Below are 15,044 nucleotides of genomic sequence, written 5' to 3'. Positions count from 1 at the left end.
GCCGGCAGCAGCACGCGCACGCAGAGCAGCTCGAGCTGCAGCCGCGGCGCGGTGGCGCCGGTCAGCTCGGTGAGCCCGGTGTTGACGACGTCAGCCGCGCGCGACAGCTCGGCCGCGCCGAACCGCGTAGCCTGGTCGCGCATGCGCTCGAGCTGGTCCTCGGGGACGCCGCGCAGCACCGAGCCTGCGCCGTCCGGCACCGCGCTCACGACGAGCAGGTCGCGCAGCCGCTCGAGCAGGTCCTCGACGAAGCGGCGCGGCTCGTGGCCGGACTCGATCACCCGGTCGACGACCTTGAAGACCGTGGCGCCGTCGCCCGCGGCGAACGCGTCGACCACGGCGTCGAGCAGCGTGGCGTCGGTGTAGCCGAGCAGCGAGACCGCGCGGTCGTAGGTCAGGCCCTCGTCGCCCGAGCCGGCGATCAGCTGGTCGAGCACCGAGAGGGCGTCGCGCACCGAGCCGGCGCCGGCCCGCGTGACCAGCGGCAGCACGCCCTTGGCCACCTCGACGCCCTCGCGCCCGCACAGCTCGCCGAGGTAGTCGGTGAGGCGGGCCGGCGGGACGAGCCGGAACGGGTAGTGGTGGGTGCGCGAGCGGATCGTGCCGATGACCTTCTCGGGCTCGGTCGTGGCGAACACGAACTTCACGTGCGGCGGCGGCTCCTCGACCACCTTCAGCAGGGCGTTGAAGCCCGCCGAGGTGACCATGTGCGCCTCGTCGATGATGTAGACCTTGAAGCGGCTGGCCGCCGGGCCGAAGGACGCCCGCTCGCGCAGGTCGCGCGCGTCGTCCACGCCGCCGTGGCTGGCGGCGTCGATCTCGATGACGTCGACCGTGCCGGGGCCGCCGCGGGCCAGCCCGACGCACGAGTCGCAGACCCCGCACGGGGTGTCGGTGGGGCCCTGCTCGCAGTTCAGGCAGCGGGCCAGGATGCGCGCGGACGTCGTCTTGCCGCACCCGCGCGGGCCGCTGAACAGGTACGCGTGGTTGACCCGCCCCGTGCGCAGCGCCTGGCTCAGCGGCTCGGTGACGTGCTCCTGCCCGATGACGTCCGCGAACGTCTCGGGGCGGTAGCGGCGGTAGAGGGCGGTCGACACGAGGACGACCCTAGCCCGCCGTCCCGACAGGCTCGTAGGCCAGCGGGCCGCCCGTTCCCTACAGGACGGCGTTCAGCAGCAGGGCGCCCAGCAGCCCGACGACGGAGATGATCGTCTCCATCACCGACCAGCTCTTGATCGTCTCCCAGACCGTCATGCCGAAGTACTGCTTGATCAGCCAGAACCCGACGTCGTTGACGTGCGAGAAGAACAACGAGCCGGCGCCGATGGCGAGCACCAGGCAGCTGACACCCGGCTTGTCGAGGGACGACGCCAGCGGGGCCACGATGCCGGCCGCGGTGATGGTCGACACCGTCGCCGAGCCGGTCGCGAGCCGGATGCCGACCGCCACCAGCCACCCCAGCAGGATGACGTTCATGTTGGCGCCCTCGGCCAGCCGGCCGATGAGCCCGCCGACGCCGGAGTCGACCAGCGTCTGCTTGAACCCGCCGCCGGCCGCGATGATCAGCAGGGTGCCGGCCATGGGCGGCAGCGAGGCGTCGACCGAGCCCGCGATGTCGCCGCGGTTCTTCCCGACCGCGACGCCCAAGGCGAAGATCGCCAGGATCGTCCCGGCGAGCAGCGCGATGACCGGCGTCCCGACGACGTCCAGCACCGACCGGGCGGTGGAGTCGTCGTCGAGGGTCAGCTCGCCGACGGCGCGGCCGAGCATCAGCACCACCGGCAGCAGCACCGTGGCCAGCGTCCAGCCGACGGAGGGACGTCGTCCGGTGCGCGTCGAGGTGGTCGTGCGCTCCTCGGTCGCGACGTCGGTGGTCTCGGCGGCGTCAGCGGTGCCGGCGGCCGTCGTCCGGCGGCCGGACCCGCCCACCTCCTCGTCCTCGTCGACCACGCCGCCCGCGCTGCCGCGGGGCGGGCGCGCCGGGCCGTACGGCGCGATGATCGAGCCGTACACGGGCCCGGCGAGGATGACAGCCGGGATCGCGAGCAGCAGGCCGAGGCCGAGGGTGAGACCGAGGTCGGCCTTCAGCGCGGCGATCGCGATCAGGGGTCCGGGGTGCGGGGGCACGAAGCCGTGCAGCGCCGAGAGGCCGGCGAGCGCCGGGATGCCGACCTTCAGCAGCGGGATCGACGTCCGGTAGGCGACGAGCAGCACGATGGGGATCAGCAGCACGACGCCGATCTCGAAGAACAGCGGCAGGCCGATCAGCGCCGCGGCGCCGGCCATGGCCCACGGCAGCGCGCGCTCCGGCACCCGCTGCACGATCGAGTCGACGACGGCCGCGGCACCGCCGGAGTCGACGAGCATCCGTCCGACGATCGCGCCGAGCGCCACCAGGATGCCGACGTTGCCGAAGGTGTCGCCGACGCCCTTCTGGAAGCTGGCCACCGCCTTGTCGGGCGCGAAGCCGGCGACCGCCGCCAGCACCGCCGACCCGAGCAGCAGGGCCAGGAACGGGTTGACCTTCAGCCACGAGATCAGCAGCACGACGGCCGCGATCGCGACCAGGGCTGCCACGACCAGCTGGCCGTCGTGGCCGGACAGGCTCGCGGCCTGCAGCGCGGCGCTCATCGGGTCGCCTCCTCGCGCGGGGTGAGGTGCAGCTCGGCCAGCGCGAGCCCGACCACCTCGTCAGGGGTGCCGGCGCCGCTCACGACGACGCCGGGCTCGTCGGGCTCGAGCGGCTCGAGCGTCGAGAGCTGGGTGGGCAGCAGCGAGGGAGGCATGTAGTGCCCCTTCCGGTGGGAGAGCCGGTCGGCGATGAGGTCGGCGCCGGCCTCGACGTGGCAGAAGCGCACGCCGGGACGGCCGTCGCGCAGCAGGTCGCGGTAGACCCGGCGCAAGGCCGAGCACGTGATGACGGCGCTGGTGCCGGACCGCTCGTGGCCGTCGACCCACTCGCCGATCGAGCGCAGCCAGGGCCAGCGGTCCTCGTCGGTCAGCGGGTGCCCGGACGCCATCTTCGCGACGTTGGCCGCGGAGTGGAAGTCGTCGCCCTCGGCGAACTCCCACCCCATCGCGTCCGCGATGCCGCGGGCCACGGTGGTCTTCCCCGAGCCCGAGACGCCCATCACGACGACGACGTCGGCCCGACCGCTCGATGTCGGCATGGCAGTCACCGTAGGAGCAACCGGACGTCGGCACACCTCGAGACGGCGCCGGGACGTGAGCGACCCCTCGCGCACCCGCCAGAGCCCGCCTGCCCTTGCTGCCTTCCGGCCCTGGGGGAGTTCAGCGAGATGACGCCGCACGAGGGGTCGCCGAGAACTCTACCGGGTGCCGACGGCTGCCCCGGACGGCTGGTCAGGAGGGGCGGATCGCTCCGGTACCCTCGTCGGCGGAGGATTCGCATAGTGGCCTAGTGCGCACGATTGGAAATCGTGTTGGGTTAATCACCCTCAGGGGTTCAAATCCCCTATCCTCCGCCACCAGACGAAGGGCCCGGACGACGTCCGGGCCCTTCGTGCATCCCGTTGCGCCCGTGGTGGTCCGAGCGGGAGACTGCGGCTCGCAGAGGTCTGCGCTCGGGAGGCGGCATGGCCATCAGGGACGACCCGTACGGGCGGTTCAACGTGCTGGTGGACCTCGGCACCGGCGACCCGGGCTCCGCCCAGGCCGGGTTCGCCGAGGTGAGCGGGCTCGGGACGTCGATCGACGTGATCGAGTACCGCAACGGCAACGACAAGAGCGGCGGCGTGCGCAAGCTGCCCGGGCTGCGGCGGTACCCGAACCTGGTGCTGAAGCGCGGGATCACCGGCGACACCTCGCTGTGGCAGTGGATCAGCCAGACGCCGCCCGACAAGCGCACCGTGGTCGTGACGCTGCTCGACGAGACCCGGCAGGCCGTGCGGCGGTACGTCCTGACCGGCGCCTTCCCGGTGAAGCTGACCGGGCCGGACCTGTCGGCCGAGAGCTCGGAGGTCGCGATGGAGACCCTCGAGCTGAGCTACGAAGGCCTGCGCGTCGACGACGATGACTGAGCGGGAGCGGCCGGCGGCCGGTCGCCGTCCCGAGGTCGTGCTGGACGTCGAGCGGCGGGCCGGCGCGTACCGGCTGGTGCTCGACAACACCGGTGACGCGGTGGCCCTGGACCCGCGGGTGCGCTTCGAGCCGGACGTCGTCGGCGCGGGCGAGCAGGCGGTGTCGGCGCTCGCCGTGTGGTCGGGGCTCGCGGTGCTGCGCCCCGGTCACCCGGTCGCGGTGCTCGTAGGCCCGCGCTGGGAGCCGGGCCGCTTCACGGCCAGCGTCGAGTACGCCGACACCGACGGCCGCCGGTACGAGGCCTCCTTCACCCACGACCTCGCCACCTACGACGGCCTCGCCGAACCCCTCTGAGCCCTTGATCCGTCCCCGCCGGGCCGGGCCGGTCAGCCGAGGGTGGCGAGGAAGGTCAGGGCGCGCTGGGTGACCAGGGCGGCGGCCTCGGCGTCGTACGACGGGAGGCTGCGGTCGGTGAAGAGGTGCTGGCCGCCGGGGTAGACGTGCAGCGACGCGAGCTCCGGGCCGACGACCCGGACGAGCTCCTCGGCCGCCGGCAGGTCCTCGGCGAAGAACTCGTCGCCCTCGGCGCCGTGCACCTGCACCGGCACGCCCTCCGGCCACGCCCCGAACGCGTCCTCACCGGTGACCGGAATGCAGGACTCGAGCAGCAGCGCCCCGCGCGCGCCCGGCCGCAACTGGGTCAGGGCCTGCGCCCGCGGCACGCCCCACGAGATGCCGGCGTAGACCAGGTCCGCCGGCAGACCGGCGACGACGTCGTCGACGCGCCGGGTCATCTCGCCGTCGTCCAGCGTCCGCAGGTAGGCGAACCCGTCGTCGACCGACGCGAAGGTCTGGCCCTCGAAGAGGTCCGGCGCGTGCACGGTGTGGCCACCCGCCCGGAGGTCGTCGGCCAGCGCCTCGACCCCCGGCGTCAGCCCCTGGACGTGGTGGAACAGCAGGATCTCAGCCATCGATCGTCATCCCCTTCGAATGAACCAATTGTTTGGAACGTTCTGGAACAGTAGTCTGAACCCACCATGCCCAGCAACCCCACGCCGCCCGGCTACGAGCTCGCCGACCGGCTCGCGCTGACGACACCGGCCCAGGTGCGGGCGATCGGCCACCCGCTGCGCACCACGTTGCTGGGCCTGCTGCACGAGCGGGCCGCGACCGTGACCGAGCTGGCCACCGCGGTCGAGCGGCCGAAGAGCACCGTCGCCCACCACGTGAAGGTGCTCACCGAGGCCGGCCTGCTGCGGGTGGTCAGCACCCGCCGCGTGCGGGCGGTCGACGAGCGCTCCTACGGCCGCACCGCCCGGATGTTCTACGTCGCCGCCGAGCCGGGACCGGACGGCGACGCCCTGCCCACGGACTTCAACGACTTCGAGGTGGCGGCCCAGGAGTCGGCGCAGGCCTTCCTCGACCGCAAGCTGTGGGGCTTCGTCCGGCACGCCCGGCTGCCCGAGGAGCGGGCGTCGCAGTTCTGGGAGCGGATCGCGGACCTGGTGCGCGAGTTCGACGAGCTGCCGCGGTCCGGCGACACGGTCTACGGCTTCGCGGTCGGCATCTACCCGACCGACCACCCCCGCCTGCCCGACGCCGCGGACTAGGCGGGTCAGCGCCGGCGACGAGCCGTGCCGAAGATGCTGCGGGTGATCTCGCGCCCGATCACGGTTCCGGCCGAGCGCAGCGCCGACTTGAACGCGGACGACGTGACGACCTTCTCGACCACCGACTCCTGCTCGCGCTCGGCCTTGCGCGGTGCGGCCTTCGGCACCGAGCCGGACGACGGGGCGGGAGCAGGAGCAGCCGGCTGGGCGTCGTCCGCGCCGGGGGCCGGCGCCTTGGCCAGCCGCTCGGTGAGCTGCTCGTAGGCCGACTCGCGGTCGAGCGCGGTGCCGTACTTGGCGCTGAGCGGGCTGGCCGCGACGGCCGCGTCGACGACGTCCGCGGCGGTGGGTGCCATGAGCGACATGGGGGCGCGCAGGCGCGTCCACGCGACCGGCGTCGGCGCGCCCTTCTCCGACAGCACCGTGATGATCGCCTCGCCGGTGCCGAGCTGGGTGAGCAGCTCCTCGAGGTCGTAGCCGGACTTGGGGAACGTCGACACCGCCGCCTTGAGCGCCTTGGCGTCGTCCGGCGTGTAGGCGCGCAGCGCGTGCTGCACCCGGTTGCCGAGCTGCGCCAGCACGCCCGACGGCACGTCCTTCGGCGACTGCGTCACGAAGAAGACGCCCACGCTCTTCGACCGGATCAGCCGCACCGTCTGCTCGATCGAGGCGACGAAGTCCTTGCTGGCGTCGCTGAACAGCAGGTGCGCCTCGTCGAAGAAGAACACCAGCTTGGGCTTGTCGACGTCGCCCACCTCGGGCAGGTCGTGGAACAGGTCGGCCAGCAGCCACATCAGGAACGTCGAGAACAGCTGCGGCTTGTCCTGCACGCTCGGCAGCTCGAGGCAGGTGACGAGCCCCTTGCCGTCCGGGGTGGTGCGCATCAGGTCGGCGGTGTCGAACTCGGGCTCGCCGAAGAAGACGTCCGCGCCGCCGTCCGCGAACGTGATCAGCTCGCGCAGGATCACGCCGGCGGTGGCGGCCGACAGCCCGCCGAGCTCCTTGAGCTCGGCCTTGCCGTCGTCCGACGTGAGGTGCTGGACGACGGCCCGCAGGTCCTTGAGGTCGAGCAGCGCGAGCCCGCGCTGGTCGGCGTAGTGGAACACCAGACCGAGGCTGGACTCCTGGACCTCGTTGAGCCCCAGCACCTTCGCCAGCAACGTCGGGCCGAAGCTCGTGATCGTCGCGCGCACGGGCACGCCCTTGCCCTGCCCGCCGAGCGACAGGAACTCGGTCGGGCAGGCGGTCGGCGTCCACTGCTCGCCGACCTCGGTCGCGCGCGCGGTCACCTTGTCGTTCGCGACGCCTTGGCTGGCGATGCCCGACAGGTCGCCCTTGATGTCGGCGAGGAAGACCGGCACGCCCTGCGCCGAGAGCTGCTCGGCCATGAGCTGCAACGTCTTCGTCTTGCCGGTGCCCGTCGCGCCGGCCACGAGGCCGTGGCGGTTCAGCGACGACAGCGGGATCCGCACCGGGGCGTCGGCGTGCGCCGTGCCGTCGTCGACGGCCGCTCCGAGGTCGAGCGCCGCACCGGCGATGCCGTACCCCGCCCGGATCGCGTCCAGCTGCGACGAGCCCTGCTCGGCCATGCGTCCTCCACCAGCGGGTGCCCGCGTGCGCCTCGGCACGCGGCGGGTCGGATCCGTCGTCCGTGAGCGTAGCGACCCGGGGCCCGTAGGATCAGGCCCGTGATATTCAAGGCCGTCGGAGACTCCCGACCGTACCCGGACCACGGGCTCACCACCCCGAAGGACTGGTCCGACGTGCCTCCGCGGCAGGTGCGTCTCGACGAGCTCGTGACGACCAAGCGGGTGCTCGACCTGGATGCGCTGCTGTCGGAGGACTCCACGTTCTACGGCGACCTGTTCGCCCACGTCGTGGAGTTCGAGGGAGTGCTCTACCTCGAGGACGGCCTGCACCGCGCGCTGCGGGCCGCGCTGCAGCAGCGACCGGTGCTGCACGCACGCGTCCTGGTGATCGACGGCTAGGGCCTGCGGGGGGACGCGGTGTCGTACATCAAGGAGGCGTCGAGCTGGCGCGACCGCAAGCGCCACCGCCAGCAGATCACCCTGCTCGTCGTGCTGGGCCTGCTGGTGGCCTCCGGCGGCATCGGCTACCTCGTGTACTCGGGCGTCATCGGCGGTCCCGACAAGGTCGACGTCTCGACGCTGCCGCCGTGCCCCACCGCGACCAAGAAGCCGCTGACCCCCGACCAGGTGGTCGTCAACGTCTACAACGCCACCAAGCGCAACGGCCTGGCCAGCTCGGTGGCCACGACGCTCGACCGGCGCTCGTTCCAGATCGGCACCATCGCCAACGACCCGTTGCACGCCAAGGTGACTGGCACTGCCGTGATCCGCTACGGCACCAGGGGGACCGCGGCCGCCCAGCTGCTCAGCAGCCAGCTCGACGGTGCCAAGCTCTCGCGCGACAAGCGCAAGAACGCGTCCGTCGACCTCGTGCTCGGCGCGAAGTACAAGAGCCTGAAGACGTTGGCGCAGATCACCGCCACGCCCTCGACGCCCACCTGCCGCCCCAGCACCCCGACCGCCACGACGACGTCGAGCCCGTCGGCCACCAGCACCCGCACGCCCTCGACCCGGACGACGAAGAAGAAGTAGCGCTAGGACTGCGCGAGCTCGACCTCGGCCTGCGGCTCGGGGGCCTCGTCCTCGTGCGCGCCCTCGGTGCGGCCGAGGAAGAAGATGCCGAGCAGCACCGCGGCCAGGCCGAGCGCCTCGAGCACCAGCGCGAGCGCCGTCCCGCTGGGCCGCTCGGAGTACACGACGACGCCGAACACCAACGACACCACGGGGTTCACCAGGTTGAGCATCGGCAGCGAGTCGGCCAGGCGCGTCTCGTTGTAGATGCGCTGGTTGAGCCAGAAGCCGGTGAGGCCGATGCCGACCATCGCGTAGACCGGCCAGGTGGTGAAGAGCTCGTCGCGGGTCCAGGCGTCGGTGGTGGACTTCACGGCGCCGGCCATCAGCCCGAAGACGACGCCGCCCGACGTGCCCAGCAGCAGGCCCGACGTCCGGCCGCGCGAGAGCAGGTAGGCCAGCACCGAGCAGGCCAGGCCGACGCCGATCACCAGGGCCGCGCGGCCGTCGTCCGGGTTGTCGGTGCTGCCGGTCGGGCCGGCGGCGGTGAGGAACAGGCCGAGGCCGGCGGCGGTGATCGCGCCCCACGTGACGGTGCGGCGGCTGGGCCACCGGCGGTCGAGCGCCTCGCGGAACACCAGCGAGAAGAACAGACCGGTGACGATCAGGGGCTGCACGAGCGTGAGCGAGCCGAGGTGCAGGGCGGCGGTGTGCAGCGCCAGGCCGAACAGCGCCATGAAGACGCCGAGCAGCCAGAGCTTCTGCCCCATGACGTGCCGCATCAGGTCGACCCGCCGGGTGCCGGGGGCGACGCCGGACGCGCCGTGGTGCATCAGCGCCGTCGACCACCCGAAGGACACCGCCGCGCAGATCGCGACGACCACGGCCAGCCCGCTCACGGGCGGGGCCTCGGGGTCGGGAGCGGTCGGCGCACGTGCTCAGCGTAGGCGGCGGCCTGCTGGCGCGGGCAGGATGGGGGGATGACGTCTGACGCACGCGAGACCTGGGACGCCGAGGCCCCGACCTTCGACGACGAGCCCGACCACGGCCTGCGCGACCCCGAGGTGCGCGCCGCGTGGGCCGAGCTGCTGGCCGAGCTGCTGCCGTCGCCGCCGGCGCACGTGGCCGACCTCGGCTGCGGCACGGGGTCGCTGTCGGTGCTGCTGTCGTCGTCCGGACACCACGTGCGCGGCGTCGACGTCTCGCCCGAGATGGTCACCCGGGCGCGCGCGAAGGCCGCCGCCGCGGGCGCACCAGCCACCTTCCAGGTCGGCGACGCGTCGGCCCCCGAACTCGAGTCGGGGGCGTTCGACGTCGTCCTGTCGCGGCACGTCGTCTGGGCGCTCCCCGACCCGCGCGCGGCGCTCACCCGCTGGACCGACCTGCTGGCCCCCGGCGGTCGCATGGTGCTGGTCGAGGGGTACTGGTTCACCGAGGCCGGGCTGCGGGCGGACGACCTGCGCGCCCTGCTCGACCCGCGGCTGGTGCTGCGCGAGGTGCGCACGCTCGACGACCCGCGGTACTGGGGCAAGGACATCACCGACGAGCGGTACGTGCTCGTGGCGGACGTCACGGCCTGACCCCCGAACGGCGCACTCCAGCGGGCGCCGGCACCTGCCGATGATCAGCGGGTGAAGCACGCGTCGGAGCCTGCTGTCGACGCCGCCGCGAGCGCCGTCGACCGCTCTGCCCTGCGCGCGCTGCACGACGTCACGAAGCGCATGCACTCCAGCCTCGACCTCACCGAGACGCTCGACGCCGTGTCCCGCGGAGTGGTCGACGCGGCCGGCTTCGGCGTCGCCTGCGTCAACCTCGCCGTCGACGACTCGACGTTCGTCGTCGTGGCCGTGGCAGGTGATGCGGACGCCCGCGAGTCGCTGATGGGCCAGACCATCACCGCCGAGTACTGGCAGCGGATGCTCGACCAGTCCGAGCAGTGGGGCGCGCTGCGGTTCAGCGACGGCCGGCTGCAGACGGAGGAGGACGAGATCGCGCACGCCTGGGTGCCCGACGTCCCCGTGCCGGACGACGAGCTCAGCTGGCACCCGCTGGACTCGCTCTACGCGCCGCTCACCACGCCGTCCGGCGAGTGGGTGGGCGTGCTGTGCGTCGACCTGCCGGTGCACGGCCGCCGTCCGGACGCCGACCAGTGCGAGCTGCTCGAGATGTTCGCCGACCAGGCCGCGATCGCCGTCCAGCACGCCCGCATGCACGCCGCGCTCACCGAGCAGGAGGCGCAGGCCCGGCACGCGGCGCTGCACGACCCGCTCACCGACCTCGCCAACCGCACGCTGCTGCGCGACGTCGGCGGTGCGGTCTGCGCGCGCCCCGGCGACGTGGCCGTGCTGCTGGTCGACCTCGACGGCTTCAAGGCGGTCAACGACTCAGCCGGGCACGACGCCGGCGACGAGGTGCTGCGCGAGGTGGCCCGCCGGCTGCTGGCCGTGCTGCCCGAGGCCGACGTCGTGGCGCGGGTGGGCGGCGACGAGTTCGTGGTCGTGCTCTCGGGGACGCCGGTGCGCGACGTGGGCCAGCTGGCCGTCCGCGTCGAGGCGCGGCTGCGCGAGCCGGTGGCGACGCACGCGGGCGAGCACCGCGTGGGCGCGAGCGTCGGCGTCGCGGTGGAGGCCGGGCCGGTCGAGCTGCCCGCGCTGCTGCGGGCTGCCGACGCGGCGATGTACGAGCGCAAGCGCGCCTCCGGCCGCCGCTGAGCGGTCGGGTGGGCCTGCGGACAGGCACCGAAGGGGGTTCGCACCCTCGTGCGCCGATGCACCCCCCGGTCTGCCTGTCCGTACGTCAGGATGAGCGGCATGGGTGAGGTGCCGGCGGACGTCGAGGCGTACCTCGCGAGCCAGCCCGCCGACGTCCGGGACCGGCTGGAGCAGGCGCGGGCGGTGCTGCACGCCGCCGTCCCCGGCCTCACCGAGACCATCAGCTACGGCATGCCCACGTTCGAGCTCGACGGCCAGCGGCTGGTGCACCTCGCCGGGTGGAAGCGCCACATCAGCCTCTACCCCGCACCGGACGGCGACCCGGACCTCGAGGCGGTCGTCGGTCCGTACCGCTCGGGGCGAGGCACGCTCAAGCTGCCGCTCGCGCAGCCGTTGCCGGAGGACGTCGTCCGGCTGGTCGTGCGCCGCCTGGTCGAGCTGCGCGGAGCAGAGCCCCGAGAGGGTTAGTTAGCCCGCGTCCCAGCGGACGGTGTCGAGGTCGGCGTGCACCTCGCGGTGCTCGGGCGCGGCGCCCTCCTCGTCGCCGACCGACCAGGCGAGCCCGAGCGCGAGGCCGAGCGTCTCGTCGTCGCCCAGCCCGAGGCGCAGGGCGACGGCGCGCGCGTTCGGCGGGCGCTCGCCGGGCTCCTTGGCCAGGCAGTCCTCCACGACGAAGCGCAGGGCTTCCGGGACGTCGTCCGGCAGCGGCGGCGGCGGCTCCTGCACGTGGCTGAGCGCGGTCGCGATCGGCGTCTCGCGCTGGAAAGGTCGCTGGCCGCAGAGCATCTCGTGGGCGACGACGCCGAGCGCGTACAGGTCGCTGGCGCCGGTGGCCGCGCCGCCCATCGCCTGCTCGGGGCTGATGTAGTTCGGCGTGCCGAGCATCTCGCCCTGGCGCGTGTGGCCGGAGGCGTCGATGGCCCGCGCGATGCCGAAGTCGGTGAGCTTCACCAGCCCGTCGCCGCGCACCAGGATGTTGGCGGGCTTGACGTCGCGGTGCACCACGCGCGCCTCGTGCGCGACGCCGAGCGCGAGCGCCGCCTGGCCCATGACCGAGCGCACCTCGGCGTGGCCCAGCGGTCCGCGCTCGCGCAGCAGCTGCGACAGCGTCTGGCCCTCGACGAGCTCCATCACGAGGAAGGCCAGGCCGTCCTCCTCGCCGTAGTCGAAGACGGTGGCGATGTTGGTGTGCAGCAGCCGCGCCGAGTGCACCGCCTCGTCGCGGAAGCGCAGGGCGAAGACGTCCTCGTGGCCCGTGTCGGGCCGCATGACCTTGACCGCGACGGATCGTTCGAGCACCCGGTCGCGCCCGGCCCACACGTCCGCCATGCCCCCGGAGGCGATGCGGGACTCGAGCTCGTACCGGCCGCCCACCACGGAGCCTTCGTGCATCCGGTTCATGGGGGGTGTGACCGCGACCTTCCGACGACCGTGGCGCACGTCTGCTGACGCGCTGGGGGCCCTGGCCGACGCCCGACTCTAGGTGGTGCGGCGCAAGATCGCTCGTCGGCGCTGCGCCGTCCGGGTGGTGGAGGCCGCAGACGCCAGAACCCCCCGAGCCGGTGGGCTCAGGGGGTTCGACGGCGGTGGCGGTGGGATTTGAACCCACGGTGGAGTTACCCCCACACACGCTTTCGAGGCGTGCTCCTTAGGCCGCTCGGACACGCCACCGCCGACGAGGTTACTAGAGCCGGTGCTCGGTGAAGAAATCGACCAGCAGGCGGCGGCACTCCTCCTCGCGGACGCCGCCGACGACCTCGACGCGGTGGTTGACCCGGCGGTCGCGCACCAGGTCCCAGACCGAGCCGGCCGCACCGGCCTTGGGGTCCCACGCCCCGAGCACCAGCCGGGGCAGCCGCGACAGCACGACCGCCCCCGCGCACATGGCGCACGGCTCGAGGGTGACGACGAGCGTGCAGCCCTCGAGCCGCCACGAGCCGAGCCGCTGCGCCGCCGTCCGCAGCGCCAGCACCTCGGCGTGGGCCGTGGGGTCGCCGTCCGCCTCGCGCCGGTTCGCGCCGGCGCCGACCACCTCGCCCGCGGCGTCCAGGACGACGGCCCCGACCGGGACGTCGCCCGTGCCCGTCGCGCGGGCGGCCTCGGCCAGGGCCAGGCCCATCCAGCCGGCCAGCTCGGGGTCGTCCGGCCAGCCGCTCACGGCCGGTTCACCGTGCGGTCACCGCAGGGCTTCGACGAGCTCGTCGAACCCGCAGCGCTCGCCGAGGTCGGCCAGCACCGCCCCCGGGTCGCTCGGCGCCGCGAGCACCAGCTCGACCAGCTCGCCCGCGTCGACGCCGACGTCCGAGAGCACGCCGGGGTCGCCCGCCCACGCCGGGGGCAGCTCGACGTCGACCGCGGCCGCCGCGAGGTCCTGCTCGGCCTCGGCCATCAGCGGGTCTTCCTCGTCGTCGACCTCGGTGCCGTCCTCGGGGTCGTCGTCCGCGTCGTCGACGTCGGGGTCGTCGTCGTCCGACGTCGTTGCGGCAGAAGGGTTCCGCAGGTCGGCGTACTCGTCGAGCTCGACGTCGCCGACCGGGGCGAGCAGCTCGGCGTAGTGGCCGCGCTGGCTGGCCTCGAGGTCGCTGACGAACGCGCGGGCGTCCTCGTCGTCGTCCACACGGATCAGCGCGAACCACTCGTCCTCGTGCTCCAGGACGGCGAGCACCGGGCCGCCGTTCGCCACGGCGCGAAGGTTCTCGGCGACCTCGTCGAGGGACTCGGCGTCCTCGAGGTCGACGTCGAGCGCGCGCCAGCCGGACCCGTGGCGGCCGATCACCGCGGAGAAGTACGACACGGCGACATCGTGGCACGAGCGAGCGCTCTCGTCAGCGAACGCCCGGACCCCGACGACCGGTGCCAGCCGGCGCCCGCACCCGGTAGGTTCGCGGCATGCGCGTCCACGTCGCCGACCACCCGCTCGTCGCCCACAAGCTCACCACGCTGCGCGACGAGAACACCGACTCCCCGACGTTCCGGCGGCTGGCCGACGAGCTGGTGACGCTGCTGGCCTACGAGGCGACGCGCGACGTGCGGGTGCAGCCCACCGAGGTCACCACGCCGGTCGGGCCGGCCACCGGGGTGCGGCTGAGCCAGCCCAAGCCGCTCGTCGTGCCGATCCTGCGCGCGGGGCTCGGCATGCTCGACGGCATGGTGCGGCTGCTGCCGACTGCCGAGGTCGGCTTCCTCGGCATGGTGCGCGACGAGGAGACGCTCAAGGCGACGACGTACGCCAACCGCCTCCCGGACGACCTCTCCGGCCGCCAGTGCTACCTGCTCGACCCGATGCTGGCCACAGGCGGCACGCTCGCGGCGGCGATCCGGTTCCTCGTCGACCTCGGCGCCGACGACATCACGGCGATCTGCCTGCTGAGCGCCCCCGAGGGCGTCGCCCGGCTCGAGCAGGAGCTCGAGGGCCTGGACGTCCCCGTCTCGGTCGTCACGGCGGCGATGGACGAGAAGCTCAACGAGCTGGGGTACATCGTCCCGGGGCTCGGCGACGCGGGCGACCGGCTGTACGGCGTCGTCTGAGCAGTTCCGCGGTCTGCCTGCGCCGGTGCGGCGCGCGGGTCTAGCGTGCGCGCCGCTGGAGGTGCGTCATGGAGACCCTCATCGAGCACGGCCTACTCGCGCTGGGCATCGGCGCTGCCGCCGCCGTCGTCCTCGGCTTCGTCGGGGGCCACGCGCTCTCGACGCTGTTCGAGTCCGACGAGACCAGCACGCAGGTGGCCTGCGTCGTCGTCCTGCTGCTCGTGGTGGCCTGCACCGGTGGCCTGCTGAAGGCCAAGGCGGCGGGCTGCCCCGACCCCCCGGCCTACGGCCAGATCGACCTGCGCGACACCGTCTGCCACTGGAGCAAGCCGCAGTCGAAGGTGCCGACCTTCCCGACCGTGCCGTCGGGCGGCTTCACCCTGCCCGGCACGTGAGGAGGGGCCGGTCGGCCGTCGTCCGAACTGCCCCATGCGCCCCATCCGCCACGCCGAGCGCGGCGCGCCTCACCCGATCGGGTGACCGGGTGCGCCACGATGGGCCGGGCCGTGCCGTCCGGTGCTGCCCGTCTGCTCGACCGCTCGACCGGAGGTGAT

Annotated in this window: 19 protein-coding genes, 2 tRNA genes and 1 other RNA gene; 11 read left to right on the top strand and 11 right to left on the bottom strand. The window is 73.3% G+C overall.

The genetic code is table 11. The features are described 5' to 3' along the window. The 4 genes from ACYVJ4_RS06055 to ffs all read right to left on the bottom strand — a co-directional run. On the bottom strand, nucleotides 1-1,097 hold a 1,097-nt coding region (locus tag ACYVJ4_RS06055), incomplete at its 3' end, for a DNA polymerase III subunit gamma and tau (RefSeq protein ID WP_460459209.1). A gap of 58 nt (nucleotides 1,098-1,155) precedes the next feature. After that, nucleotides 1,156-2,631, bottom strand: coding sequence for a GntT/GntP/DsdX family permease (locus ACYVJ4_RS06050; RefSeq protein ID WP_460459208.1), 1,476 nt, complete (start codon nucleotides 2,629-2,631; stop codon nucleotides 1,156-1,158). Continuing rightward, nucleotides 2,628-3,170, bottom strand: a complete 543-nt coding sequence (locus ACYVJ4_RS06045) for a gluconokinase (protein ID WP_460459207.1) — start codon at nucleotides 3,168-3,170, stop codon at nucleotides 2,628-2,630. Before ACYVJ4_RS06045 ends, ACYVJ4_RS06050 begins: the two co-directional genes overlap by 4 nt. 55 nt (nucleotides 3,171-3,225) lie before the next feature. After that, nucleotides 3,226-3,322, bottom strand: an RNA gene (gene ffs / locus ACYVJ4_RS06040) — signal recognition particle sRNA small type. 77 nt (nucleotides 3,323-3,399) lie between these two features. Here ffs and ACYVJ4_RS06035 point away from each other — a divergent pair. From ACYVJ4_RS06035 to ACYVJ4_RS06025, 3 genes are all read left to right on the top strand, one after another. Beyond that, nucleotides 3,400-3,488 (top strand) — tRNA-Ser (locus ACYVJ4_RS06035). 108 nt (nucleotides 3,489-3,596) lie between these two features. Beyond that, a complete protein-coding gene (locus ACYVJ4_RS06030; RefSeq protein WP_460459206.1) occupies nucleotides 3,597-4,040 on the top strand; it encodes a phage tail protein in 444 nt (147 codons plus the stop codon). Next, nucleotides 4,033-4,395 carry a hypothetical protein gene (locus ACYVJ4_RS06025; protein ID WP_460459205.1) on the top strand — a complete coding sequence of 121 codons (363 nt, stop codon included), beginning with the start codon at nucleotides 4,033-4,035 and terminating at the stop codon, nucleotides 4,393-4,395. The genes ACYVJ4_RS06030 and ACYVJ4_RS06025 overlap by 8 nt, the downstream gene beginning before the upstream one ends. Nucleotides 4,396-4,427: 32 nt before the next feature. On the opposite strand, the gene ACYVJ4_RS06020 is transcribed toward ACYVJ4_RS06025, so the two are convergent. Then, nucleotides 4,428-5,012, bottom strand: coding sequence for a dienelactone hydrolase family protein (locus ACYVJ4_RS06020; RefSeq protein WP_460459204.1), 585 nt, complete (start codon nucleotides 5,010-5,012; stop codon nucleotides 4,428-4,430). 66 nt (nucleotides 5,013-5,078) lie between these two features. Here ACYVJ4_RS06020 and ACYVJ4_RS06015 point away from each other — a divergent pair, with 66 nt between their 5' ends. Then, entirely contained in the window at nucleotides 5,079-5,651 is a 573-nt protein-coding gene (locus ACYVJ4_RS06015) for an ArsR/SmtB family transcription factor (protein ID WP_460459203.1), read from the top strand. A gap of 5 nt (nucleotides 5,652-5,656) precedes the next feature. On the opposite strand, the gene ACYVJ4_RS06010 is transcribed toward ACYVJ4_RS06015, so the two are convergent. After that, nucleotides 5,657-7,240 (bottom strand): helicase HerA-like domain-containing protein, encoded by a 1,584-nt coding sequence (locus ACYVJ4_RS06010; RefSeq protein WP_460459202.1) that lies wholly within the window; start codon nucleotides 7,238-7,240, stop codon nucleotides 5,657-5,659. 99 nt (nucleotides 7,241-7,339) lie between these two features. On the opposite strand from ACYVJ4_RS06010, the gene ACYVJ4_RS06005 reads away from it, so the two are divergent. Together ACYVJ4_RS06005 and ACYVJ4_RS06000 are read left to right on the top strand one after the other, a co-directional pair. Next, entirely contained in the window at nucleotides 7,340-7,639 is a 300-nt protein-coding gene (locus tag ACYVJ4_RS06005) for a type II toxin-antitoxin system VapB family antitoxin (RefSeq protein WP_460459201.1), read from the top strand. An 18-nt stretch (nucleotides 7,640-7,657) separates the two neighbouring features. Continuing rightward, nucleotides 7,658-8,272, top strand: a complete 615-nt coding sequence (locus ACYVJ4_RS06000; RefSeq protein ID WP_460459200.1) for a LytR C-terminal domain-containing protein — start codon at nucleotides 7,658-7,660, stop codon at nucleotides 8,270-8,272. A 2-nt stretch (nucleotides 8,273-8,274) separates the two neighbouring features. Here the strand turns inward: ACYVJ4_RS06000 and ACYVJ4_RS05995 are convergent, their stop codons facing one another. Next, nucleotides 8,275-9,150 (bottom strand): DMT family transporter, encoded by an 876-nt coding sequence (locus ACYVJ4_RS05995; RefSeq protein WP_460459199.1) that lies wholly within the window; start codon nucleotides 9,148-9,150, stop codon nucleotides 8,275-8,277. An 81-nt stretch (nucleotides 9,151-9,231) separates the two neighbouring features. On the opposite strand from ACYVJ4_RS05995, the gene ACYVJ4_RS05990 reads away from it, so the two are divergent. The 3 genes from ACYVJ4_RS05990 to ACYVJ4_RS05980 all read left to right on the top strand — a co-directional run bounded on the left by ACYVJ4_RS05990 (nucleotide 9,232) and on the right by ACYVJ4_RS05980 (nucleotide 11,430). After that, entirely contained in the window at nucleotides 9,232-9,831 is a 600-nt protein-coding gene (locus tag ACYVJ4_RS05990) for a class I SAM-dependent methyltransferase (RefSeq protein WP_460459198.1), read from the top strand. A 51-nt stretch (nucleotides 9,832-9,882) separates the two neighbouring features. Further along, nucleotides 9,883-10,962, top strand: coding sequence for a diguanylate cyclase (locus tag ACYVJ4_RS05985; protein ID WP_460459197.1), 1,080 nt, complete (start codon nucleotides 9,883-9,885; stop codon nucleotides 10,960-10,962). Between the two features lie 99 nt (nucleotides 10,963-11,061). Further along, entirely contained in the window at nucleotides 11,062-11,430 is a 369-nt protein-coding gene (locus ACYVJ4_RS05980; RefSeq protein ID WP_460459196.1) for an iron chaperone, read from the top strand. Here ACYVJ4_RS05980 and ACYVJ4_RS05975 read toward each other — a convergent pair whose 3' ends face one another. The 4 genes from ACYVJ4_RS05975 to ACYVJ4_RS05960 form a co-directional block, all read right to left on the bottom strand. Beyond that, a complete protein-coding gene (locus ACYVJ4_RS05975; RefSeq protein WP_460459195.1) occupies nucleotides 11,431-12,354 on the bottom strand; it encodes a serine/threonine-protein kinase in 924 nt (307 codons plus the stop codon). It lies immediately after the preceding gene. Between the two features lie 192 nt (nucleotides 12,355-12,546). Then, nucleotides 12,547-12,633, bottom strand: a tRNA-Ser gene (locus ACYVJ4_RS05970). A 13-nt stretch (nucleotides 12,634-12,646) separates the two neighbouring features. Continuing rightward, nucleotides 12,647-13,081: a tRNA adenosine(34) deaminase TadA gene (gene tadA, locus ACYVJ4_RS05965; RefSeq protein ID WP_460459214.1), complete on the bottom strand. Its 435-nt coding sequence runs from the start codon at nucleotides 13,079-13,081 to the stop codon at nucleotides 12,647-12,649. A 57-nt stretch (nucleotides 13,082-13,138) separates the two neighbouring features. Next, entirely contained in the window at nucleotides 13,139-13,756 is a 618-nt protein-coding gene (locus tag ACYVJ4_RS05960) for a tRNA adenosine deaminase-associated protein (protein WP_460459194.1), read from the bottom strand. Between the two features lie 95 nt (nucleotides 13,757-13,851). Between ACYVJ4_RS05960 and upp the strand changes: the two genes are divergently transcribed. Next, the gene (gene upp, locus ACYVJ4_RS05955; RefSeq protein ID WP_460459193.1) at nucleotides 13,852-14,490 is read left to right on the top strand and encodes a uracil phosphoribosyltransferase; all 639 of its coding nucleotides are present in this window, start codon (nucleotides 13,852-13,854) and stop codon (nucleotides 14,488-14,490) included. A gap of 68 nt (nucleotides 14,491-14,558) precedes the next feature. Then, nucleotides 14,559-14,885 carry a hypothetical protein gene (locus ACYVJ4_RS05950; protein WP_460459192.1) on the top strand — a complete coding sequence of 109 codons (327 nt, stop codon included), beginning with the start codon at nucleotides 14,559-14,561 and terminating at the stop codon, nucleotides 14,883-14,885. Nucleotides 14,886-15,044: the final 159 nt, after the last annotated feature.

This window comes from Angustibacter peucedani (genome assembly GCF_054779595.1).
The sequence above is the reverse complement of the archived record's forward strand: the minus strand, read 5'-3'. Positions and strand labels throughout refer to the sequence as shown.